This window comes from Pseudomonas sp. IT-P395 (assembly GCF_949767675.1).
In the GTDB taxonomy this organism is placed as follows: Bacteria; Pseudomonadota; Gammaproteobacteria; order Pseudomonadales; family Pseudomonadaceae; genus Aquipseudomonas.
In genome coordinates, this window is the sequence record NZ_CATKPW010000004.1 from 150894 (window position 1) to 174398 (window position 23505).

Annotated in this window: 17 protein-coding genes and 1 pseudogene; 6 read left to right on the forward strand and 12 right to left on the reverse strand. The window is 60.7% G+C overall.

Annotated elements, in window-relative coordinates; translation table 11 throughout:
* Positions 1-77: 77 nt before the first annotated feature.
* The 4 genes from ACM6IN_RS04090 to ACM6IN_RS04105 form a co-directional block, all read right to left on the reverse strand.
* Positions 78-1529: a curlin gene (locus ACM6IN_RS04090; protein WP_007919408.1), complete on the reverse strand. Its 1452-nt coding sequence runs from the start codon at positions 1527-1529 to the stop codon at positions 78-80.
* Between the two features lie 26 nt (positions 1530-1555).
* Positions 1556-2020: a curlin gene (locus ACM6IN_RS04095; RefSeq protein WP_414915452.1), complete on the reverse strand. Its 465-nt coding sequence runs from the start codon at positions 2018-2020 to the stop codon at positions 1556-1558.
* A 73-nt stretch (positions 2021-2093) separates the two neighbouring features.
* Entirely contained in the window at positions 2094-4322 is a 2229-nt protein-coding gene (locus ACM6IN_RS04100) for an Ig-like domain-containing protein (RefSeq protein WP_414915453.1), read from the reverse strand.
* A 35-nt stretch (positions 4323-4357) separates the two neighbouring features.
* A complete protein-coding gene (locus tag ACM6IN_RS04105; protein ID WP_038364907.1) occupies positions 4358-5704 on the reverse strand; it encodes a hypothetical protein in 1347 nt (448 codons plus the stop codon).
* A gap of 425 nt (positions 5705-6129) precedes the next feature.
* Between ACM6IN_RS04105 and ACM6IN_RS04110 the strand changes: the two genes are divergently transcribed.
* The 5 genes from ACM6IN_RS04110 (at position 6130) to ACM6IN_RS04130 (ending at position 14769) form a co-directional block, all read left to right on the forward strand.
* On the forward strand, positions 6130-7578 hold the full coding sequence (locus ACM6IN_RS04110) for a sensor histidine kinase (protein ID WP_095111630.1): 1449 nt from the start codon (positions 6130-6132) through the stop codon (positions 7576-7578).
* Positions 7579-7859: 281 nt separating this feature from the next.
* On the forward strand, positions 7860-10667 hold the full coding sequence (locus ACM6IN_RS04115) for a multicopper oxidase domain-containing protein (protein WP_414915454.1): 2808 nt from the start codon (positions 7860-7862) through the stop codon (positions 10665-10667).
* Positions 10664-11767 carry an SCO family protein gene (locus ACM6IN_RS04120; RefSeq protein ID WP_414915455.1) on the forward strand — a complete coding sequence of 368 codons (1104 nt, stop codon included), beginning with the start codon at positions 10664-10666 and terminating at the stop codon, positions 11765-11767. The genes ACM6IN_RS04115 and ACM6IN_RS04120 overlap by 4 nt, the downstream gene beginning before the upstream one ends.
* A 94-nt stretch (positions 11768-11861) precedes the next feature.
* The gene (locus ACM6IN_RS04125) at positions 11862-13352 is read left to right on the forward strand and encodes a sensor histidine kinase (RefSeq protein ID WP_414915456.1); all 1491 of its coding nucleotides are present in this window, start codon (positions 11862-11864) and stop codon (positions 13350-13352) included.
* Positions 13321-14769 (forward strand): sigma-54-dependent transcriptional regulator, encoded by a 1449-nt coding sequence (locus ACM6IN_RS04130; protein WP_007919420.1) that lies wholly within the window; start codon positions 13321-13323, stop codon positions 14767-14769. The genes ACM6IN_RS04125 and ACM6IN_RS04130 overlap by 32 nt, the downstream gene beginning before the upstream one ends.
* Positions 14770-14884: 115 nt before the next feature.
* Here ACM6IN_RS04130 and ACM6IN_RS04135 read toward each other — a convergent pair whose 3' ends face one another.
* Complete coding sequence (locus ACM6IN_RS04135; RefSeq protein WP_414915457.1) at positions 14885-15232, reverse strand: hypothetical protein; 348 nt, start codon at positions 15230-15232, stop codon at positions 14885-14887.
* A gap of 98 nt (positions 15233-15330) precedes the next feature.
* Positions 15331-15468, reverse strand: a pseudogene (locus ACM6IN_RS04140) (DNA-binding protein); the annotation flags it as partial.
* A gap of 249 nt (positions 15469-15717) precedes the next feature.
* Here ACM6IN_RS04140 and ACM6IN_RS04145 point away from each other — a divergent pair.
* Positions 15718-16515 (forward strand): class I SAM-dependent methyltransferase, encoded by a 798-nt coding sequence (locus ACM6IN_RS04145; protein ID WP_414915458.1) that lies wholly within the window; start codon positions 15718-15720, stop codon positions 16513-16515.
* A gap of 125 nt (positions 16516-16640) precedes the next feature.
* On the opposite strand, the gene ACM6IN_RS04150 is transcribed toward ACM6IN_RS04145, so the two are convergent.
* From ACM6IN_RS04150 to ACM6IN_RS04175, 6 genes are all read right to left on the reverse strand, one after another.
* Positions 16641-17333 (reverse strand): hypothetical protein, encoded by a 693-nt coding sequence (locus tag ACM6IN_RS04150; RefSeq protein ID WP_007919427.1) that lies wholly within the window; start codon positions 17331-17333, stop codon positions 16641-16643.
* Positions 17330-18520, reverse strand: a complete 1191-nt coding sequence (locus ACM6IN_RS04155) for a GNAT family N-acetyltransferase (RefSeq protein ID WP_414915459.1) — start codon at positions 18518-18520, stop codon at positions 17330-17332. Before ACM6IN_RS04155 ends, ACM6IN_RS04150 begins: the two co-directional genes overlap by 4 nt.
* Before the next feature lie 4 nt (positions 18521-18524).
* Positions 18525-19214 (reverse strand): GNAT family N-acetyltransferase, encoded by a 690-nt coding sequence (locus tag ACM6IN_RS04160; RefSeq protein ID WP_123374855.1) that lies wholly within the window; start codon positions 19212-19214, stop codon positions 18525-18527.
* Positions 19215-19282: 68 nt separating this feature from the next.
* The gene (locus tag ACM6IN_RS04165; RefSeq protein WP_414915460.1) at positions 19283-21202 is read right to left on the reverse strand and encodes a hypothetical protein; all 1920 of its coding nucleotides are present in this window, start codon (positions 21200-21202) and stop codon (positions 19283-19285) included.
* Positions 21199-22506, reverse strand: coding sequence for an oligosaccharide flippase family protein (locus ACM6IN_RS04170; RefSeq protein ID WP_414915461.1), 1308 nt, complete (start codon positions 22504-22506; stop codon positions 21199-21201). Before ACM6IN_RS04170 ends, ACM6IN_RS04165 begins: the two co-directional genes overlap by 4 nt.
* Complete coding sequence (locus tag ACM6IN_RS04175; protein WP_414915462.1) at positions 22503-23504, reverse strand: polysaccharide deacetylase family protein; 1002 nt, start codon at positions 23502-23504, stop codon at positions 22503-22505. The genes ACM6IN_RS04170 and ACM6IN_RS04175 overlap by 4 nt, the downstream gene beginning before the upstream one ends.
* Position 23505: the final 1 nt, after the last annotated feature.

The window sequence follows — 23505 nt, forward strand, 5'->3', positions numbered from 1 at the left end:
TTTGGCAGCTCCTGCATAGGCCAAAAAAAACCGCGACCCCCCTCACCAGAGAATCGCGGCCCATCAACACCCAACCCCTACTGCTGCAAAACCGTCGCCTGGTTAGCCGACCCGAACTGCTGAATATTCGCCGTCTGCGTGACCCCGCTCTGATCGACATTGGCAATGTTCCCCGTGCCGCCCTGGGTCACATACGCCACGTTCATCGTATCCGCTTGTTTCACGGTGATCATGTTGTCACTGCCATACAGCTGCGCGGTATACGCCTGGTTGCCAGTCCCGGATTGATCGAACTCAGCACTGTTGCCGGTGCCATTCGACGAACCCTGCACCAGGTTCCCTGTCCCGCGCTGATCCGATATCAAAATGTTGTCGCTACCATTCTGATCAAAATACAGCTCGTTATACGACTCAGCCTGACTGACCGTGGTCTTGTTACCCGTGCCAGTCTGATGCGTGGTCATGACTTGCCCGACGCCATCCTGAGTGAAGCTGGCGATGTTGCCATTCCCCGCCTGAGTCACAGTCGCACGCTGGCCGCTGCCGAACTGGCCGCCGGATTGCGGGCCTTTCCAGTTGCTGGCGTAGACCTTGTTGTCGTTGCCCACGGAGGTGGCGTTGAGCACGTGGCTGTCGCCGTTCTGGTAGGTGAAGTGCACGTTGCCGTTACCGACCTGATACAGCGCCAGTGTCGAGTTGACCGATTCGAACTGGTCGGCGTAGATCGCGTTGCTGTTGCCGACCTGGGTGACGGCGGCGCTGTTGTTTTCGCCGAAGCTTTGATCGACCACGGTTTCGTTGCTGTCACCGTACTGGTTGACGGTGGCCTGGCTGGCCAGTTGCGCGTCCTGCCAGATTTCAGTGCCGTTGAGGTTGCCGAACTGGTTGATGGTGATGTTGCCGCCAGTGCCATTGCGCTGGTCGCCGTAGGCGTAGTTGCCTTCGCCGGCCTGGTTGATGCCGATCTGGCCGCCGTTGTGCAGCACTTGTTCGGCGGTGCCGTAGTTGGCGGTGCCGTACTGGGTGATCACTGAACTGTTGCCGGTGCCTTCATAGAGTTGCTCGATGTTGGCTTCGTTGCTGTCGCCGAACTGGAAGGTTTTGCCTTCGCTGCCGTTTTGCGAATCCTGATAGATGAACGAGAAGTTGCCAGTGCCTTGCTGCTGTTGCAGGGCGCTGTTCGGTGCGCCGAAGCCTAGCGACTGGCTGGCGTGGGCGGTGTTGAAGGCGCCGACCTGTTGTTGGGTGATGGTGGCGTTGTCTTCGTAAAGCTGTTCGGCGTAAGCGGCGTTGTAGTCGCCGACCGCGTCCTGGGTGATCACGCTGCTGGCGTGGTCTTGCACGGCGGCGGCGTCGTTGCCCTGGCCCAGTTGGGTCTGGGTGGCGGTGCTGAATGGAGCTTGGGTCTGTTTCACATCCGCGATGTTGGCGGTACCGACCTGGCTCTGGTTGGACAGGCTGTCGTCGGCCATGGCCTGGGCACTGATCATGACCAGGATGGCGGCGGTGAGGGGCGTCAGTTTGAACATGATGAACTCTCCGATGATTGCAGTGCTTAGCGATATTGCTTGACCGAAACGCTCATGCCGTTGCCCGACTGGGTCACGGCGCTTTGCAGCCCCGCGCCGGCCTGCTCGATGCTGGCGTCGTTGTTGTTGCCGTTTTGCGAAATCTGCGCGCGGTTGTGGCTGCCGTTCTGAGTGATCGAGGCGGCGTTGCCGGAACCGTTCTGGTTGATCAGCGCCATCAGGTCGCTGCCCTGTTGCAGGATGTACGCCTCCTGATTGCTGCCCGACTGCACGATCTGCCCGAGCAGCGACTGACCGTTCTGTTGCAGCAGGGCGACGTTGGCCTGGCCGAGCTGGTCGATCAGGGCTTGCTGACCCACCGGTGGGGGCAGTTCGCCGAGGTCGCTGCTGGTCGGGGCCAGGTCGTCGTTTTCCATCAGGTCGTCGGCGCGCACGCCTGCACTGCTGCACAGCAGGAGCAGGCAAAGCAGGGCGGCGGTCGACGTGTTCATGGTGAAAATCCTGTGTGGCGTTATCCGGTTGCGAAGCACGCCCCAGCCACCCGCAAGTGGCTGGGGCGCAGGCCTAGAGCGTGGTCACCGAGACCGTGCGCACGGTGCCTTGGGACGAGCGGATCGTCGCGGTCGGGTTGGCCGATGGCACCACGAGCGTGTTGTTCAGCGTCAGCCGCCAGCGTCCGGTCAACGGCACCGTGGTGGTGCCAAGGGTGACCAGCCCGGAAGGGGTGGTGACCTGCACGGTGATGGTGTTGCCGGTGGTCACTGACGAGGTGCCGGTGAAGTCCCAGTTGAAGCGCCCGCCAGAGCGTGCCTGCACCGTTGAAGCGGTGACGGCGAACGTTTCCGCTGCTGGCCGTGGCGACACTTGCACCGTGACTGTGGCCGGCGTCGACAGGGCACCGAAGGCGTCCCGGGCGATGTAGGTGAAGGTCGTGGTGAACGCCGTGGTCACGGTGGCCGGTGGGGTGTAGGTGATCACCGTGCCGTTGCTGCTAACCGTGCCTCGGCCGGCGGCCGGTTGGGTCAGGCTGTTGACGGCCAGTGGCACGTTACCTTCCGGATCGGTGTCGTTGGCCAGCACATTGATCGGGATTGCCACACCGAGCGTGGCGACAGCGTCCGCGACGGCGGTCGGTGCCTGGTTCGGTGCGACGGTGATGGTTACGGTGGCTGGATTGGCCGAGGCCAGGCCTTTGGCGTCCTGCGCTTTGTAGGTGAAGGTGGTGGTCAGTGGCGCGTTGACTACCGCTGGCGGCGTGTAGACCACCGATGTGGTGCCGTTGAGCGCGACGGTGCCTTGGCCGGCGGCCGGTTGAGTCAACGCGGTGATGCCCAGCGGATTGTCACCATCAGGATCGCTGTCGTTGGTCAACAGACTGAGGGTGATCGGCACGCCGAAGCTGGTGCTGCCGCTGTCGGCGTTGGTGATTGGCGCCTGGTTTTCACCGGTGTCTGGCGCGTTGCCGACCACGACGACTGCTTCGGTGTCTCCACCGCCAGCGGCAGATTTCACTGTCACGGTGGCCGGTGGCTGGGTCAGGTCGGCGACGGTGATGCGCTGCAGGGTGCCGGTTTTCGACAGACGCCCGTAGCCCTGGGCAACCATGTCGGGGATCGCCACTTCATCGCTTGAGGTGGCCTCGATCAGCAGGCTGTGGTTGGCCCAGTTGTAGCGCGCGGTCTGCACTTTCACCACGTCGGTGAGCTTGGCTGATACGGCCGTCGGACGCGTGGTGCCGGCGGGGTTGGTGGCGGTCACGACGACTACCGGAGGTACCGCGCCAGTGCCCAAGCGGTGGCCGAAGAACAGACCATTGTTGTCACCCAACAGACTGGTCTGGCACGGCGTTGGCGGTGGGCCGGGCAGCAGCGCCACGGTTTCACGGAAGCACAGGGTCGAGCTGTTACTGGCCTTGGCAAACACTTCGGCACGCACGCCAGCGGCGGTGCGGCGATAGGTGGCGCGGTCGATTTCAACCTGGGTTTGCTGACGGTTGTCGAGCACTTTGCCGGACAGGCTGAACACGTTCGACTGGATCGTTCCGGCAGGCCCGGTGATGCGCAGGAAGTTGGTGTTGAACGGGCTGCCGGTCACCGCTTCGTTGAGGTTCGGGTCACCGACGAAAGTTTCCGTGGCGCCGGTGTCCGGGTTCACTTCGGTGTAAGGGCCGTTGACGCTGCGCAGAAACGGTCCGATGGCGCCATTGACGGCACCGGTGAAATTGCCCGGTGCGCCGATGCCGATGTCGCGGGTGATGTTGATCGCGCGGCGTCCGGGTGCGGTGACATTGACCGTCTCGACGCCATACGGGTGCGTGATGGTGTAGGTGCCGGCAACGGGTACGTTTACCCGGATGCGAATCCGCGCAAAGCTTTGCTGATCACCGTCCGCCGGATTTTCCGAGGCGAATGCCGCTTCGATCCCGGCGACATAAGCGTCCACACCATAACCGGCAGCGTTGTCGGCAATCGTGGTTTCGGCCAGGAACCAGAAGGCTTCCGGCGGCCAGTTGTCTGGGAAAATCATCGGCTGGGCATCGTCGTAGATGCCTGGCTCGGCCAAGAGAATGCACATGTAGGCCGGCGGTGTGGTCGCGGCAACGCGCGAACTGGCGGCGCGCGACTGGCACAGTTCCATCGACAGCAGATTGTTGTCCTGATACCACATCGGGAATTTCCCGGTGGCGAAGGTATAAGGGCCGGGGTCGACGGCGGCGAGTTGCGCATAGGCACTGCCGGTCAGCGAGAGAGCGAGCCCGAGCGCGTTGAGCGCAAAGCGTGGCCACTTGTTCATGATGCCTCCTGATGCGGATCTGGGCATGTGAGCGTTCATTGCACGATGACCACTTCTTCGGTATCGCTGCCGCCGTTGGACGACGTCACCCGAACCTTGGCCGGCGGTATCGGCGAGATCCCGGTGGCCAGGGTTTTCACCGCGCCGTCGCCACCGAGCGCGCCGATGGCGGCGCCGCTGCCGGAGGTGGCGGTGAGTACCGGCGGCGAGGTTTCGTCACTGGTCGAGGCGACCACGGTCAGTTGTCCGGAGCTCAGGCTGTATTGCGCGCTCTGGATCACCACCAGGTCGGTCAGGGTCATGGGCAGAGTGGTCGGCGTGCTGCTGGCGATGGCCAGGTGGTTGTCGGCGGTCACTTGCAAGGTGGTTGGCAAGGTCGGGTTGACCGAGGACTGCGCGTACCAGCTGCCGGTGCTGTTGGCTTCGGTCATGTTCAGCACCGGGGTGCTGCTGGTAACGGCGACGGTGCCCGGCGCTGGCGGCGCGAGGACGAACACATCCTGCTGGGCGACCGGCGCACTGGTTCCCGCAGTACGCGAGTAAGTGCTGCGCTGGGTGATCATTGGTGTAGGCCGGACCACCGTCGACAACTTGCCCGAAACGGCGAACACGTTCGTCCGCAGATCGAGGCCGTTAGGGCCTTCGATGCGTACGTAGTTAGTGTTGAACGGGCTGCCGGTGACTGCCTCGTTGAGGTTCGGGTCGCCGACGAATTGTTCGGCGGCACCCGTCAGCGGGTTGGTCTCGGTGTAGGGACCGTTGACGCTGCGCAGGAACGGTCCGATGTCACCCTTGAGCGCGCCGTCATAGGTTTTCGGCGTGCCGATACCAATGTCGCGAGTCATGTTGATCGCGCGCCGCCCGGGGGTGTCGATGTTGAACACGTCGACCCCATACGGGTGGGTGATGACATAGGTGCCGGCGGTCGGTACATCGACGCGAATACGGATACGGGCGAAGCTGACTTGATCGCCTTCAACCGGTTCCTCGGCAGCGAACGCGGCTTCGATGGCGCTGACGTAGCCCAAATCAATTCCCCGTGCGGCGTCGACGAGGGCCGTTTCGCCGGTGAACCAGAACGCTTCGTCGGGAAAGTTTGTCGGGAAGACAATCGGTTGCGCGTCATCGAACACGCCGGGGGTCGGCAGCAGCGAGCACATGTACGACGGCGCGCCGGGGGCGCTGGGTACTCGGGAGCTGAGCGCTTTGGACAGGCACAGATCCAGGGTGCGACCGTGTGAGTCCTGATACCAACTGGCGAAACCGCCGTTGGCCGGCGTGTACGGACCCGGATCAACAGCAAACAAAGCGGCCTGGGCGATGCCCTGGGCCAATGCGCTCACGACCAGGACAGTCGCGGTTTTGGACAGTAAAGGGTGCATGAGTTAATCCCTCTATCAAAGTACCTGCCCCTTGGGGATGGGTCAGTTGCACAGGGCCTGTACACCTTCCATGCCAAGGTGTAGTGGATGGGCGGGAGAGGGCCGGGGTAGAGGGCTTGACGCGCAGAAGGGTCAGGTTTTTGGCCAGCGGGAAAAGGGCGTCATTCCCCAGAATCGGGGACGGTGGGGATGCTCTTAGTGGCCCGTCGTACGCAGAACCCCTGTAGGAGCTGCCGCAGGCTGCGATCTTTTGATCTTGATTCACAAAAGCAGGATCAAAAGATCGCAGCCTCGTTGCACTCGACAGCTCCTACACAGATCTGAGGTGGGTTTGGGAGGTGTAGATCGGGTTGATATCCCCGCAACCGGGCAAACCCCCACCCGTGGGCTATAACCCTATAGGGATGTATCGGGAAGTCGCCGCCATGAACATGCAGTCGAAATCGCTTCCGGTCGAGGAGGGCAATCTGCGCTTGGGCTCGCGCAAGCAGTCGTTCAACCTGCTGCGCTGGTTTTCGCTGATCAGCATGGCGGTGATCGGTACCGTGGCCATCGCGCTTGGCGCGGTGTCGACGCGGTTCGTGATCGATGAAAGCGTGCAGCGCGATGCCTTGCTCACCGCCCAGTTCATACAGGCCATCGCTTCGGCCGAGGTACGTCACGTTTCCATTCCCAATATCCGCACGATGGGTGAATTGCTCGACCCGCGTCAGGACGCGAACTTTCCCGACGTCAGTCCGCAAGCCCGGGCCGATGCTCGGGGCGAGTTTCTCGATCACATCGAACACCTGCCAGACGTGATTCTCGCCAACATCTACGCGCCCGACCGGCAGGTGATCTGGTCAACCAATCCCGCGCTGATCGGTACCAACATTCATGCCGATGAAGACCTCGATCGCGCCTTTAACGAAAAGATTCCGGTATCCGCCAGCTACCACGACGTCGACAAGGCCCGCGAAGAACAGAAATTCATCACGCCACCGGACTACATCTTCATCGAGAACTACATTCCGCTGTTTGACGCCGAGGGCAAGAACGTCACTGCAATGGTCGAAATCTACAAGGAGCCCAAGGATCTGATCGCACGCATGGAGCGCGGATTGGTTCTGATCTGGCTGGCGACTGCACTGGGTGGCGGGCTGATTTATCTGGGCCTGTACTGGATCGTACGGCGCGCGGCGATTCTGCTCGCGGCCCAGCAAAAACAACTTATCGCCAATGAAACCTTTGTCGCCTTGGGCGAGATGTCGTCCGCCGTGGCGCACAGTTTGCGCAATCCGTTGGCGACCATTCGTTCCAGCGCTGAACTGGCGCTGGAGTTCGACGCCGGCCCGGCGCAGAAGAACATCAACGACATCATCGGCCAGGTCGATCGCATGTCGAAATGGGTACGCGAACTGCTGCAATCGCTGCGTCCGCTCAACGATGATCCGGAACCGGTGAATCTGGTGGCAGCGCTGCACGAAAGTCTTGTCGCGTTTGAACAGCAGATCGCCAGAGCCGGCGTGCAGGTGGTGTTTCATCCGCAGCACACGCCCATGGTGCTCAGCCAACCGGTGCAACTGACACAGATCCTCAACAGCCTGCTGGCCAATGCACTGGAGGCGATGGACAAGGGCGGCACGCTGACCGTCAGCCTGGAACCGAGCGAAGACCGTGGCGTGTGCGTGGTGCTCAGCGACACGGGTAAAGGCATGAACGAAGAGCAACGGACCATGGCGTTCCGGCCGTTTTTCACCACCAAGTCTGGCGGCCTCGGAGTCGGTCTGGTCCTGGTCAAGCGCATCATGGAGCGCTTCGGCGGTGGCGTGACCCTCGACAGCCGCGAAGGCGAGGGCACCACCGTTCGTCTGGCCTTTCAACTGGTCCCCTGATTCGTCCATTCCTGCCGAAGCCTGCGATCTATTGACTGATCGTTCCCACGCAGAGCGTGGGAACGATCAATCTCAAAGATCGCAGCCTTCGGCAGCTCCTACATGAGGTTTGCATTACCTCAAAAGATTTATGAACTTCCCCCATCACTGGGTGTCAAGCCCCGGTCACCGGGGAGTGGGGGAACCCACAGACTTTCCAAGTCCCTGTTACAACTAGAAATAATTTCTTGGCGCAGTAGTTGCAAAACACCATCACCCCTTCCTTGATGAGGCGGCTGGTGATGGACAGAGCAACGCGTGACCCAAGCAACACTTTCCTGCTGACGCCTCTGAGCGTCTTTCTGATGTTGACCCTCGGCAGCATGGCCGGCGTTCGCGCCAGTCCCATTGATGACGAGCGACAGCCAGAAGTCTCCGATCCCTCGGCGTACTACGACGAACCGACCGACCGCGCCGGCGCGCTCAATAACATCCTGACCCTGCCCGAGGCCAACGAAGATTCCTTCGACTTGCCCGACGGCGTCAAAGGCAGCCGCGACTCGACCCGCACGGAAAACATTCTGCCGCCGACGGTGCAGACGAGTTTCAACTACCCCACCAACGGCAAGCCGAGCCCGCTCTATGGCGCGCAACCGTTCACCCAGCAGTTGACCCTGTTCGAAGAGTTTGGCCCGGAAAAGCTCGACCCGACCACCCCGGCCGCGCCGTTGCCATTTCCGCCGGCCGCGATTGGCCCGGCACCGGCTCAGGACCCGAACAACGTCGCCCGCAGCGCGCCACCCGGCAGCGCCCTCGACGCGTTCCTGCGTCAACCGGGGCTGACGCCATTCCCCAGCCAGTTCGCCAATGTCGTCGACCGTAACCCGTGGCAGGCGCAGATCGAAGTGTTCCTCAACCGCCACATCGGCTCGTCCGCCGAAGGTCGGCCACCCGGAAAAGGCTGGGCGCACCAGCGCTGGAACGAGTTCTACCCGCAAGTCGCTTACAAAACCGTACAGACCGGCGCGCGCCTCAACGGTGGCCTGCGTGACAGCGTGCAAATGCACCATTACGCGGTGGGCGAATTCGGCCCCGGCGGTCTGTACCACAACGTCGCCGGTGTACCGCTGACCGACGGCACCTCGAAGGGCGTCGACCCGCGTTTCCACCCGGCGATGCCGGCGCAAAACCACAACTCGGTGTGGACCTTCGACGGCACGTTGCCGCCGAAACTGTTGATGGTGCGCTACGGCCAACCGGTGATGATGCGCCACTACAACGGCTTGCCGATCGATCCGTCGGCCAACCGTGGTTTTGGCCTGCACACCATCAGCACCCACGAGCACAACGGTCACGCGCCAGCGGAAAGCGACGGCTATGCCAACGCGTTCTTCTTTCCGGGGCAGTTTTACGACTATCGCTGGCCGATCCAGCTCGCCGGTTACGACAGCATCAACACCAAGGCTGAAGACCCGCGCGCAGCGTTCCCCTGCGCCCCCGGCGAAACCCTGTGGGTCAACGATCTCGCACCGGCGAAGAAAGCCTGTGACAACGGCACCATCAAGATCCGTGGCGACTGGCGCGAAACCATGAGCACCCACTGGTTCCACGACCACATGCTCGATTTCACCGCGCAGAACGTCTACAAGGGCAACGCGGCGATGATGAACTACTACAGCGCGTTGGATCGCGGTAACGAGTCGGTGAACGACGGCGTCAACCTGCGTCTGCCCAGCGGCAGCGCTTTGCCGTGGGGCAACCGCGACTATGACGTCAATCTGGTGCTCGCCGACAAGGCCTGGGATCAACAAGGCCAATTGTGGTTCAACCCCTTCAACACCGATGGCTTCATCGGCGATCAGGTGCTGGTCAACTGGCAGTGGAAACCGACCCTTGACGTGCGTGCGCGCAGTTATCGCTTCCGCATTCTCAACGGCTCGGTGTCGCGCTACTTCAAACTGGCCTTGGTGCGGGAAATCAAAGGCAGTGGCGGCGAGTTTCAGGGGCCGAAAAACTCGGGTGTGACGTACAGCCGCGTGCCGTTCCACATGATCGCCAACGACGGCAACATCATGGAACACAGCGTGCCGTTCGACGGTTCGATGGACCTCGACGCCGATGGCGATAAACAGAACCACAACGCGATCCTGCCGACGCAAGGCATCGCCGAGCGCTTCGACATCATCGTCAATTTCTCGAAAAACGGTATCAAGCCCGGTGACAAGCTGTTCTTCCTCAACCTGCAGGCGCAGGACGACGGCAAAGGCCCGAAAGAAATGATTCCGCTGGCTGACGTACTTTCGGAGAAATACCTGCCAGTGATCAAGCAGACCAGCAATGGCCCGCAGTGGGACCGGGGAGATCCGGCGGTGGGCAAGGTCTTGCAGCTCAACGTCAAGGCCTACACCGGTCAGGATCTGGCGATGAACCCAGCGGCGTACGAGCCGGCCAAACCGGGCAAGGCTGAAGGGCTGGTGATGATCCCGCTGAAACTCCATCGCGACAACGCCGCCGATAAAGTCGTGCTGGCCAAGGCCCGCCACCGCACTTTCACCTTCGGCCGCTCCGACGGCACCGATGAGGCGCCGTGGACGGTCAAGACCGATGGCGGTTTCGGCTTCCACATGGACCCGCGTCGCCTGAATGCTTCGACGCAATTGTCGAGCGGCCCGACCGATGCCGGTGTTACCGGGTTCGGCACCCTCGAAGTGTGGAACATCAAGGCCGGCGGCAAGGGCTGGAGCCATCCGGTACACGTGCACTTCGAAGAGGGGATCATCCTCAGTCGCGGCGGCAAGGCACCGCCAGAGTGGGAAAAATGGGCACGCAAAGACGTCTATCGCATCGGCTCCGAAGCCGATGGTCTGGACAGTGTGGAAATGGCGATCAACTTCCGCGAGTTCGCCGGGACCTACATGGAGCACTGCCACAACACTCAGCATGAGGATAACTCGATGCTGCTGCGTTGGGACCTTGAGAAACCCGGGCAACTGCAGTTGATGCCAACCCCACTGCCAAGCTGGGACGGTGTGCGTTACGTCAACTCCGCCGCGCTGCCAACTTTCCGCAGCGGCGACGGTATGGGCCCACAAGTGGTGGTCAAGCCATGAACCGCCGCCACGGTGACAGCCAACCCGTGCATACCCCGCGCTCCCGGGCGCTGGGCATGCATCTGGTGTTGCTACTGGTCGCCTGTGTGCTCGGCAGCCGCTTGCTGCCGGCACATCAGGCCAGTGTCAGCGAGCCGTCAGCGGCCAGTGAATCCGCCACCCCGTGGGGTGGCGACTATTTCCCCAACACCTTGCTGACCGATCAGGACGGTCGGCAGGTGCATTTCTTCGATGACCTGATCAAAGACAAAGTGGTGGTGATCAACTTCATCTTCACTTCGTGCAGCGATTCCTGCCCACTGGAAACCGCGCGCTTGCGCCAGGTGCAGAAACTGCTGGGGGATCGGGTAGGGCAAGACATTTTCTTTTACTCGATCAGCATCGACCCGATCAGCGACACGCCCGAAGTGCTCAAGGCCTATGCGCAGCGCTTCAAGGTCGGCCCCGGCTGGAGGTTTTTGACGGGCGAATTCGAAGAGGTCACCGACCTGCGCAAGAAGCTCGGGCTGTTTATCGAAGGCGTCGACAATGGCCGCAGCAAGGATCACAACCTCAGCCTGATCGTCGGCAACCAGAGTACCGGGCGCTGGATGAAAGCCTCACCGTTCGAAAACCCGTGGATCCTCGCCGATCAACTGGCCAACACCCTGCAGAACTGGAAACAGCCGAGCATCGAGGAAAGTTACGCCAACGCTCCGGACATTCGCCCGCCGAGCAATGGCGAAGAATTGTTCCGCACCCGTTGCGCCTCGTGTCACAGTCTCGGCCCGCAGGATGGCCAGGGCCTTGGCATGCGCAGCATCGGCCCTGACCTGATCGGCGTAACCCGCCACCGCGATCCCGAGTGGTTGAATCGCTGGATCCGCGAACCGGATCGCTTGCTCGCGGAAAAAGACCCGATTGCCCTGCAACTCTACGAACAATTCGAGCGAATCCCGATGCCCAATCTGCGCCTCGATGAGCAATCCGCGCAGTCGATCATCGACTTTCTCAGCGATGAAACAGAGCGTCAGCAACCGTCCACTGCGGCCATGACCGACGGTGCTTTGACGCCAGTAAAACCGGGCGATCCAGCCGCGACGGTGAGTCAGATGCGGTAGCGGCGAAATAGCATCATTGAACCGTGTGTCGCGGTCAGAGCCACCTACACTGATGGCTGTAAGCAGCGCGATATAAAACTCCAGGGCCACTCCCATGCAGCGACTGGAAGCACAAAAAACCTCTGCACCGAACGCATCGGTCGCATGCAAGGGCTGGCGCGAGCAGTTCAATTTGCTGCGCTGGTTCTCGCTCGCGAGTTTTTTCATCATCGCCGCCGTGGCGTTGGGGCTGGGTTATATCTCCACACGCTTCGTGGTCACCGAAAGTGTCGAGCGCGATGCGCTGCTGACCGCGCAATTCGTTGAGGCCATTGGCGCGGCGGAAATGCGTCACGCCAAAATCAATCCGAACCGGACGATGGGCGAAATGCTCGACCCGCGCCAAGACAACCAGTACCCCGATGTTGACCCGGCGTTACAGGCTTCGGCACGCACCGAGTTTCTCGATCACGTCGAACACTTGCCGGATATTTTGCTCGCGACCGTTTATGCGCTGGATCGCACGGTGATCTGGTCGACCAACGCTGAGCTTATCGGTGTGCACATCAAGGATGACGATGAGCTCGACGAATCATTCGAGATGAAAGTGCCGGTGTCTTCCAGCTACCACAAGATCGACGATGAGAAACCCGAGCAGCAAATGTTGCGCGAACCGAAATACCTGTTCATCGAGAACTACATCCCGATGTTCAACGCCGACAAAAGCAAAGTCGTCGCCATGGTTGAGGTCTACAAGGAACCGGCGGATCTGGTCGACCGCATCGACCGTGGTTTCGCCTCGATCTGGGCGGCGACCTGTTTTGGAGGCGCGGCGATATTTCTGGCGTTGTTCTGGATCGTCCGCCGCGCGGCGAAACTGCTGCAGAGCCAGCAGCAACAGTTGATCAGCAACGAAACCTTTGTTGCCCTCGGCGAGATGTCCTCGGCGGTGGCGCACAGCCTGCGCAATCCATTGGCGACCATTCGCTCCAGCGCCGAACTGGCCCAGGAAGTCGCCAGCCCCGGTGCGCAACGCAATATTGGCGACATCATCAGCCAGGTCGATCGCATGTCACGCTGGGTGCGCGAGTTGCTGGTGTCGCTGCGGCCGATGAATGACGACGGCGAGGCGGTGGATCTGGTCATGGCGGTCGAAGACACCGTTGGCGCCTTCGAAGCATTGATCAAACGCTGCAACGTCGAAGTGCGCTTCACACCGCAGAATTGCGCGCCGGTCGTCAGTCAAAAGGTGCTGCTGACGCAAATACTCAATAGCCTGTTTGCCAACGCCCTCGAAGCCATGCCCAAGGGCGGTGTGCTCACCGTCGAGTTTGAATCGCCGCAGTCCGACAGCGTGCGTCTGACCGTGAGCGACACCGGCAAGGGCATGAGCGCGCAGCAGCAACTGTTGGTGTTCAAACCGTTTTTTACCACCAAGCAGGGCGGCCTCGGGGTTGGCCTGGCGTTGGTCAAAAGAATCATGGAGCGTTTTCAGGGCTCGGTCGTTTTGACCAGCAAAGAGCAGGAGGGAACCCGCGTCAGTCTCAACTTCAAAGTGGCATCGGGAGGGGAATATGGAACACAGCATTCTGCTGGTCGAGGATGACGAACTGTTGGCCGAAAATATTCAGACCTACCTGGAGCGCAAAGACTTCGAGGTGACGGTCTGCCATTCGGCCGAAGACGCGTTAGGGCAACTGGAAACCTTCATGCCCGACATTGTGCTGACCGACAACTCGCTGCCGGGCATGAGTGGTCACGACCTGATCCAGAAGCTGCGCATCAGCGCGCCGGATCTGAAAGTGATCATGATGACCGGTTACGGCAACGTTGAAGATGCCGTGGTGGCGATGAAGGAGGGCGCCTTTCATTACGTCACCAAACCGGTCGCGCTGACGGAGCTCAAACTGCTGCTCGACAAGGCCCTGGCCACCGAAAGGATGGAGCGCACGCTGTCGTTCTATCAGGAGCGCGAGGCGCAGAAATCCGGGGTGCAGGCGCTGATCGGCGACTCGGCGCCGATGCAGTATTTGAAGAACACTATCGGCCAGTTGCTCGATGCCGAGCGACGCATGGCCAACACCGATCTGCCCCCGGTTTTGGTGGAAGGCGAGACCGGCACCGGCAAAGAGTTGGTGGCCCGCGCGTTGCACTTCGACGGCCCGCGCAGCAAAGGTCCGTTCATTGAATTCAACTGTGCGTCGATCCCGTCGAATCTGGTCGAGTCGGAGTTGTTCGGCCATGAGAAGGGTGCGTTCACCGATGCCAAGGATCGCCGGGTCGGACTGGTGGAGGCGGCGGATGGCGGCACGCTGTTTCTCGATGAGATTGGCGAGATGGATCTGCTGTTGCAGGCAAAGATTCTGAAGTTGCTGGAGGACCGCACCATTCGCCGGGTCGGTTCGGTGAAGGAGCGCAAGGTCAATCTGCGGGTGATCAGCGCGACCAATTGCAACCTGGAGCAGATGGTGCAGCAGGGCAAATTCCGCCGCGATCTGTTTTTCCGCTTGCGGATCATTTCGATCAAGGTGCCGCGCCTGTACGCGCGGGGCGACGATATTCTGCTGCTGGCCCGGCACTTCCTTGCCAGTCATGGCAAACGATACGGCAAACCGAATCTGCATTTCAGTCAGCAGGCTGAGGAGTTGCTGCTCAGTTACACCTGGCCGGGCAATGTGCGCGAGTTGCGCAATATGCTCGAACAGACCGTGCTGCTGGCGCCAAGCGACACGATCGCCGCGCATCAACTGAATGTGTGCATGAGTCTGTGCGACGAGCTGCCGCCGCAGCATCAGCATCAGCATCAACATTACGAGGCTGCGCCGCACTATGAACCGCGTCCGGCGAGCAATATGGAGTCGATGAACCTGCCGGAAGTCGAACGCGACATGGTGCGCAAGATGCTCGACAAGACCGACTGGAACGTCACCAAGTCCGCGCGCCTGCTGGGCCTGAGCCGCGACATGCTGCGCTACCGCATCGAAAAACTCGGCCTCGCCCGCCCTGACAAACGCCAGTGGTAGCGGCCGTACACAATAAATGTAGGAGCTGCCGCAGGCTGCGATCTTTTGATCTTGTTTTAAGATCAAGATCAAAAGATCGCAGCCTGCGGCAGCTCCTACAGTAGGCGTTCGGTATTCAGTGTTGTTGCCGGCTCAAACACTCCAGCAAGCAGCTCGGATCCAGCACCTCGTCATTCACATAAATCCCACGCTCGGCATCGTAGGTGCGGATAAACACCCGCACCGTCGCATCCGCCACCGTCGGCAGTTGTGAATCGTAGAATTCATGGTCACCCGGAAGCACCACAAAATCCTGCGGCGCCGTATCGTCGTAAGGCTTGGGCGGCGTGGAACCCAGCGAATACGGAGCAGGGTGGGCGAAGGGCTGGTTGGGCCCGTAATAATTGAAATTGCTGTCCAGCGCTTGCGCCTGAGTGGCAGCGAGCAGACAGCCGGTCAACAACAGCCGATCGAGCATATGCATGGCGGCACCTGCGAGTGCGGTTTTCCCCAAGGCTATTAACTATAGCTGCCCGATATTCAAACAACCGGGTGATTGATCACGTGCTCCGGTTGTGCGCAGGCCTTGAGCACATAGCCGATTGCGCGAAGAAACTCTTCTTTATCCCCATCTGCAAGAACCTGGGACAGGTATTCGCTGATGGCTTCGTCACTGTCCAGCAGTGCTATCACGTCGAAATTCGTCAAAGTCTGGCTCATGGTTAAGCCTCCTTAGCCATTTTTGTGCGCGTCGGATGACTGCGCTTTGTGAGGGTATCCACGTGAGCAGAGTTGAATAGTCAGCCGTGTCCTTTATCTGTTTTGATAATTCGCCGACATTTGTAGGCCAGAACACCCTGATATGTAGGAGCTGCCGCAGGAATTGGCTTACAAGTTTGCAACAACCGCAATTGCCGGGCTGATCTAGACTCGGATCCGCTCAATCACCAGCATCGTCCGGAGTGCGCTATGGAAGTGCCCAACAATAAAACCGCCATCGAGAGCAATCGACAGGCGTGGAACGATTCCGCTCGCCATCACCAGGATTCGCCTGGCTGGCAGGCTTTGCTCGGCGAGGTCGCGCAGGCGGATTTCTCTTGCCTTGATGAGACGTTGAGCGGGTTGCTGGAGGTTGACGGCAAAGAGGTGATTCAACTGGGCTGCAACAATGGCCGCGAGAGTCTCTCGCTGTTTGCGCTGGGTGCCAGAAGCGTGGTCGGTGTCGATCAGTCGGCGGCATTTCTCGAGCAGGCGCGTGAGCTGAACAAGCGTTCACCGCACAATGCCGAGTTCATCGAAACCGATATCCATCATTTGCCAGCGTCATTGCAGAACCGCTTCGATGTGGCGCTGATCACCATCGGTGTTCTCAACTGGATGCCGGACATCGGCGAGTTCTTCCGCCATGTCGCTTCAACGCTGAAACCGGGTGGCCAACTGGTGATCTATGAAACCCATCCGTTTCTGGAAATGGTCGATCCGGAGGCGGAAGATCCGTATCGCCTCGCCAGTTCGTACTTTCGCGCCGAGCCGTTTGTCCAGGAAGAGCCAATTGTCTATGGCGGTAAGGTTGAGCAGCAGTCGGCGAAGTCGTATTGGTTTGTGCATAACCTTGGCGCCATCTTCAGCGCTGCCATTGCGGCGGGGCTGAATATTGCGCACTTCAAGGAGTATGCGCATTCGAACCGGGAAGAGGTTTATGACCGGTATTTGAATCAAGAGGCGCAGATGCCGATGTGCTTTACCCTCGTCGCCACCAAGGCGTGATTGATCGGTGCGGCAACCGGCCTCATCGCGAGCAGGCTCACTCCTACATTTGAAATGCATACCCCTGTAGGAGTGAGCCTGCTCGCGATGGCGGCATCAAAGCCGCCACAAATATCCAGACTGAATCAAGCCTGCGCCGCCGCCGTCACTACCGGTCTTTCCGGCTTGCGCAGCGCCTCCAGTCTCGAGTTGCTGTAGTTCGATTCGCGGAAGAAACGCCAGTGCCCGAACAGGTCGTAAACATGGGTGATATGCCCTTGTTCCTGATAGCCCAGGCGAATATGCATCTTCAGCGCCTGTACATTGGCGTTGTCGCAGATATCCACGACTTTTTTGAAGCCTCGGGCAGACATGACTTGCCAAAGTGCGGTCTGTGCATCGACGGTCAAGCTACTGCCGAAATAGTGCCGGGTAATTTCGGCACCGAACTGAAAGTATTCACCGGGCTTGACCGGGAACGTGCAGCGGTAGAAGTGGCGGTCGTAATAGTCTTGAGTGCTGGCCCAGACGAACCCGACGGTGTGACCGTCCTGGTCCAGGTACATATGCCCGGTATGTCCTTCAGCGGCCAATTCGGCCATGGTCTCCACGCGGTCACCAAAGTACTTGCCGAATGCCTTGGCGTTGTCCTCGGTGATGTCGACTCTGCGCAAACCTTCGCAGGGGCGCAGTTTGTTCGGGGCAATCGGCGTGACCAGGTCGCGCTCCATCCACAGCAGTTCACGATGAGCGAACACGTAACGTTTCCACAGCGCGCCAAGGGTGCGGCGCAGGCCTTTTTGTTTGATGCGCAGAAGCAGATTTTCGATGACGCTCATGATGCCCTCCGAGGCGCTAGCCCAGGTGTGTTGGATGGTGTTGCCGGTTGAATTTCGGATGTGTTCGCCGCCGTCGAGTTGCCGGCACGCTGTGCGCGCCATTTTTGCAGGGCCGGTTTGACGTGGTGCCAAAGGCGTAGCCCCAGGCCCAGTAGCAGACCGCTCGGGCGCCACGAGTAGAAACTCCAGCGCCAGTGTTCCAGTTGCCCGGTCATGCGTTCGTGCAGTTGATGGCTGGAGTTTTCCAGGCTGACCCGCGACGCATCGATCCAGCGCCAGTGCTCTTCCAGCCCCCAACGAATCCATTCCTCCAGCAACACCCGCCCGCTACCGAGGTCGGCGTACTGCGGCAAAAACGCCAGGTTGTAATCGTAGAGGCGGCCCTGTTCGAGCAGGCCGAGGCGATAGCTGATGCAGCGGCCGTTCAGCTCCAGCGTCACGACCCGCACCAGTCCTTGAGCGGCGAGGGCGGTGAAAGCGCTTTGCATCCACTGACGACTGCGTTCGGTGGCGAAAATCCCCACGCCTTCATCGCCTTTCCAACTGACCGACTCGACTTCCTGCAGCGCTTCTAAAATCGTAGGCATCGACAGCGCATCGGGGGTGATTCGCCGCACTTGCGCACCGCATGCGGCAATCCGTTTGTGTGCCCGACGCAGCTTGTAGCGTGGGTCGCCGGAGATCTCCTGATGATCGGCGTCGCTGATCAGATGCACCGGCACCCGGCAACTCAGGCGTCGTTCAGCCGTGGAACTGCGCGCCATCCATTCGGTGAGCGCACTTTCTTCACCGGCAGGTTCCGACAGTTCGTTGAGTTGCAGCAGCGCGTGGGGCAGATGCTTGCGGATCAGCACCAGCGCCTTGTGCATGTCTTCGCGGCCGAGCAACGACAGCAGGGCCAGGCGGTCGGCCATTGGATAACCCAAGTGATGCAAAACGCGAAACGGTACGCCAGCGAAGCGTTCGCGGCTGGCCACCAGTGGCAGGCACAGCAGCAATTGCTCTGCTTCCCAGCCGAGCAGAATGTGCAGGCGCTGATCCTCGCCCATGGCCTGCTCTGCCGCGCACAACCAGCCAAGGTTGTTGAACGGTGTGTGGTCAGCCACGCGCAGGCGCAGTGCCTCGTAGGCTGTTGCCGGGAAGTCGGCAGCGCACAGCGATGTGCGCCATTCGAATCGCATCACCATGGGTTCAGGCCGCCGTTGCTTTGACAGGTGGACGGGAAGTTTTACCCAGCGCCGCCAGACGCGAGCCGCTGTAGCGGGTTTCGCGATAGAAGCGCCAGCGGCCGAACAGCGTGTAGATATTCATGATCCGCTGTTGTTCGGTATAGCCCATGCGCAGGTGCAGCTTGAGCGCCGGGACGTTGCTCGAGTCGCAGACATCGACCACTTTGCGGCAGCCTTGGGCGGCCATGGCTTTCCACAGACGCAGTTGCAGATCTACCGACAATTCGGTGCCCCAGTAGGCACGGGTCAGTTCGCCGCCGAACTCGAAAAACTCGCCGGGTTTAACCGGAAACCGGCAGCGGTAGTAATGCCGATCGAAATAGTCGCGCGGCGTGCCCCAGATAAACGCCACGGCATCGCCTTTGTCGTCGACATGCATATGCCCCGTGTGACCGTCACTGGCCAAATCGGCCATGACACCGACGCGGTTGCCGAAGTAGCGGGCAAAGGCGCTGACGTTGTTTACGGTGATCTTCAGCATGCGCAGTGGCGGGTAGGGTTTGAGGCTGTGCGGCGGCACGGGGCTGACCAGATCGCGCTCCATCCACAGCAGTTCCTGATGGGCAAAAATGTACATTCTGCGGATCTTCGCCAAGGTCGCTCGCAGGCCTTTACGACGGATATGTCCGCTGAGTCTTCGCAAAACATCCATGGTCTCTTCTCCTGTTGAGGATCCCACGCACAGCAAGAGGCTCGCGGGGCAGAACATCGAAGGGCAGTTCATGAAGCGCTCCAGTTCAGGGCAAACAGGGTTTGCCCCGGCAATTCGAAACGCACCCGCCCGTTTTCACAGGAAAACGATGCGTCGCTGCTACGATTGTCAGCGCCGAAGAAACGCAGGGCGCTTTGGTTCAGCGGGCACCGGGCACCGCTCAGATCAACCCGTTGCAGGCGCGTGCCTTTGTTCACCCCGAGCAGGGCGCGCTGCTTGTCGCCGGCCATCGCCAGGACATCCACCTCAAAAGCGTCGTTATCCAGTTGCAGCACTTGCGGCAGCCAATGCCGGGCGATGAATTGTTGGGCAAGGCCCACCGGTTTCAGCTCGAAGCGACCATCGTCATGTATGCGCACCATGCCTTTGCCGTAGGGCGGTTCGTCGGCGGCCTGAAACCAGTTGAGCATGCTCAGCAGGCCATCCTGAGAGGCGTTGATGACCACCGAGGCCCACCACAGCGCGGTGTAATGGGTTTCCTGATCGTAGGGGCTCAGGGCTGAGCCACTGGACAGATTGGTCTGATCCAGCAGCAACGCTTTGCGTGGCTGACCGTTAGCGTCCAGCCCCACCAGGTCTGCTGCGCGGCGTACGCTGTCGCGGTAGACCCGGGTCGCCAGCAGGTCGCGGATCATCCATTCATGCCAGGCCAATGCATCGACCTGATCGGCGGATTCACTGAGTAGACGCCGCGCCCAATCGATGCCGCGCTTGTCCGCTGCGTTGCGGGCGAACGGCCCGTTGACAAAACGGGAGCTGGCGGGCATGGCGATGCGCACGCCGGCCTTGGCATTGGCCGGATCGCTGCGCACTTGGCGGGCCATGCTGACAAAAATCGCCCGATAATCTTCGTAGCTTGAATAGTTCAGGTTCGGCTCGTCGGCGAAGCCGATGTAATGCGTGCCTTGACCCTCCAGGGCACGAGTGCCGGCGAGCCATGCCTCAAGGCCGTTGTTGCTTTGCACGTCGGCACGCAGATCGGCCCGACGGCCGGTGCCGGCGAGCAGGGTGATGTCCTGGCGGATGCCGAAGCGAGTCTGATAGAGCTGACGAACCGGGTCTGCAGAACGGGTATTTTTCGCAGTGACGTCAACGTAGCTGTAATAACTCGCCGCACTCGGTTTCAAGGCATCCAGGGCGGCATAACTGGTTGCGGGCGGCATGAGATTGGGCAGGGCAATGCCCAGATCGGGGGTGCGACCGAGCACCTTATCGTGCAGGGTCAGGCGTACCTGGCCCGGCTCTTCACGCAAGGGCTGGAGCTGCTGCGGATTTTGCGCAAACAGATTGGCCGTGCCGTCGAGCCAGAATGCCGCTTTACCGCTGCCCTGCAGGCGCAAGCGCCAGACCTGGGGCCGGTCGCTGACCGGCAAGGCCACTTGATCGAATTGCCAATAGGCGCGGTATGGCTTGAGGGCCAACGACAGTTGTTGTCCATCGTCCATGCGCTGGGCTTGCAGTGCGTTGACCCCGCCATGGTATTTGCCGTTCAGCACCGCGTGTTCTCCCGGTGCCACTTGGAAAAACAGCTCATCGCCATTGCCGGTTTCGACACTGAAATGCACTTTGGCCGGACTGAACAGCACCACTGTTTTATCGTCATGCTCGACGCGATAACTGCGGAAGCTGTAGCCGGGAATTTCCAGGCGATAACTGGCAGCCCCGGGCAGCAACGGCCAGCTCTGCGAACCGCGAGTTTCGCTGGCTTTGATCAGCCGTTCGCCCTGCAGCTTGCCCTGACCGTCGAGCAGATAAATATGCTCTTCATTGGCCTCGGCCTGCCATGCCGGCACCCATCGCACTTTAACGGTGTCCGGGCGATTCGCTTGCAGGTACAGACTGCCGTCGCGCAGGTCACCCCACTGCATCGGCGCCGCGAAACCGTTCAGCGTCAGGCCGAGTCCTAACAGCAGGGCCAGGCGTTTCATGCTGTCTTCCGACGTTGCAGCATCAACCACATCGGGGTGATGTCGCTGGGCAGGATGATCAAGGTTTGCCAGAACGGCACGTTGCTCAAGCGGCAATAAAGCACCAGCATCGCCACCGTCACCGCCAGATAGGCGATTGATGAAGCCGCCGCTGCACCGACAATGCCGAAGGCAGGAATCAACAGCAGATTCAGCGCCAGGTTGAGCAGAGCGCCGATGCCCATCAGCAACGACACCGTGCCGGGGCGATCCTTGCCAATCAGATCCAGCCGCAGAATGCTCGCATAGCACAGGCCCAGCAGGCCGGGCAGCAACGCGAGCAGCGCTGGATACGCCGGTTGATACGCCGCACCGAACAGCGTGACGATCAACCATTCGCCGATCACTGCCATCGTCAGGCAGGCGCCGAGCATCACCGTGGCGGTCAGGCGCAGGGCCAGCGGCGTGACCTTGTCCATGCCTTTGTCCTGTTGCAGCAGTCGCTTCATCAGCGGTGTGGTGACCGCCTCCGGAACGATCAGCAACAATTCGGCGGCGGCGCTGGCCATGGCGTAGTGGCCGAGCGCGGTACTGCCCAGCAGGGCGCCGATAAACAAGTAGTCGGAGCGCAGAATGATCTGTTGGAACAGCAGATCCGGATGGCTGCGCGCACTGAATCGCAGCAGCTCGTTCTGGCTCGCACGATCCCATTGCAGTTGCAGCGGTTGTGCGCGTTTGAGCCACATCCAGCCGACCAGCACCACCAGACTGATGCCGGCCAGCCAACTGATCAGCGCGGCTTCGAGTGCGGCCTCTTTCCACATCCAGAACAGCGCAACAAACAACAGCAGCGGCGCGAGGGATTCGATCAGACGCAGAACATTGAAGGCGACCACGCCGCCCGACGCGTTGTGCAAGGTCAGCAAGCCGCTTTTAAGGACGGTCAGCGGCACCGCCAGCAGCAACAGCCACGCCAGCAGACCGAGCTGCATCGTCACATCGAGTTCGCTGCCGAACTCACGGGCCAGCGCGACCACCAGCAAGGTCAGCAGCCCGGCCAGAACACAGCCGAACACCAACACCTGAGCGAGCAACACGCCCATCGGCCGCTGATTGGCCGCTTGGTAACCAACTGCCGAATTCAAGCCGCCGCTGGTCGCCGCGCTGATCAGGTCCGGCAGGGTGCTGAGCAGGGCGAACAAACCGCGTTCACTCGGGCCGAGAATCCGCGCCAGCAACACATTGCGCAGCAGGCGCAAGGCAATCATTGCCAGTTTGGTGCCCATGCTCAGGGCCAGATGCTTGAGGTAGCTACCGCGACTCATGGCCGTGCCCCGCGATAAATGCGCCACGACAACAACGCCGGATTGCACGCGATGCGCTGACTGACGCCGAAGCGCGGCAGGTTCAGCGGGTCGCCTTCGCCGCGATAAATGCCGGTGCCGGTGCCGAGGGCGAACGGGTAGTCGTGATTGGCGATCTGCTCGCGCACGCGTTCATCGTTGTCGCCGTTGGGGTAGCAATACACAGGCAGTGGGCGGTTGCAGCTGTTGTACAAGGCATCGCGGCTGCGGCTGATTTCTTCGTTCAGGCGCTGATCATCCAGGCCGGTGAGGATGGCGTGGCTGGCACCGTGCGGGCCAAAGCGCACCAGACCGGAAGCCTCCAGCGCGCGCACTTGATGCCAGTCCAGCGCTTGCGGCTGTGATTCGGCTGGGCACTCATCGGTGAGTTTTTCCAGTTCCTGCGGGTCAAGCGTCTTCAACCCTTGGAGGAAATGCAGCAGCGCCAGGCTGCGGCGGTCGACATCGATGTCATCGAGCAGTACCGGCAATGGGTGATGCATGAACTGCAGGCACTCGATCAAGTGCATCCGCGCTTTTTCACCGTGGCTGCCCCACAGGGTTTCGCCAAGGCTTTCCCACCAGAAACGCTGACGGCTGCCGATGAAATCGGTGGAGAGGAAAATGCTCGCCGGTACCTGATGTTTCTGTAGCAGCGGGAAGGCGTTGACGGCGTTGTCGCGCCAGCCGTCATCAAAGGTCAGCGCCACCCGTGGGCGCTCGCTGCGCAGCGAATTGGGCTGGAGGATTTCCATCAGCGGCACGCAATCGAAATGCCGACGCAGCCACAGCAGTAAATGCTCGAAGGCCTTGGGCCCGACGCACAGTTCATTGCGGTGCGGCAGGTTGGCGGCACGGTCGTTGGCCAGCACCCGATGCAGCATCAGAATGACCCCGGCACCGTGCAACTGGTTGCGCCCCACTGACGAGTTGAGATAAAGCCAGCCGCTGGTGCGTTTCAGCAGTTGTTTGATCGCCATG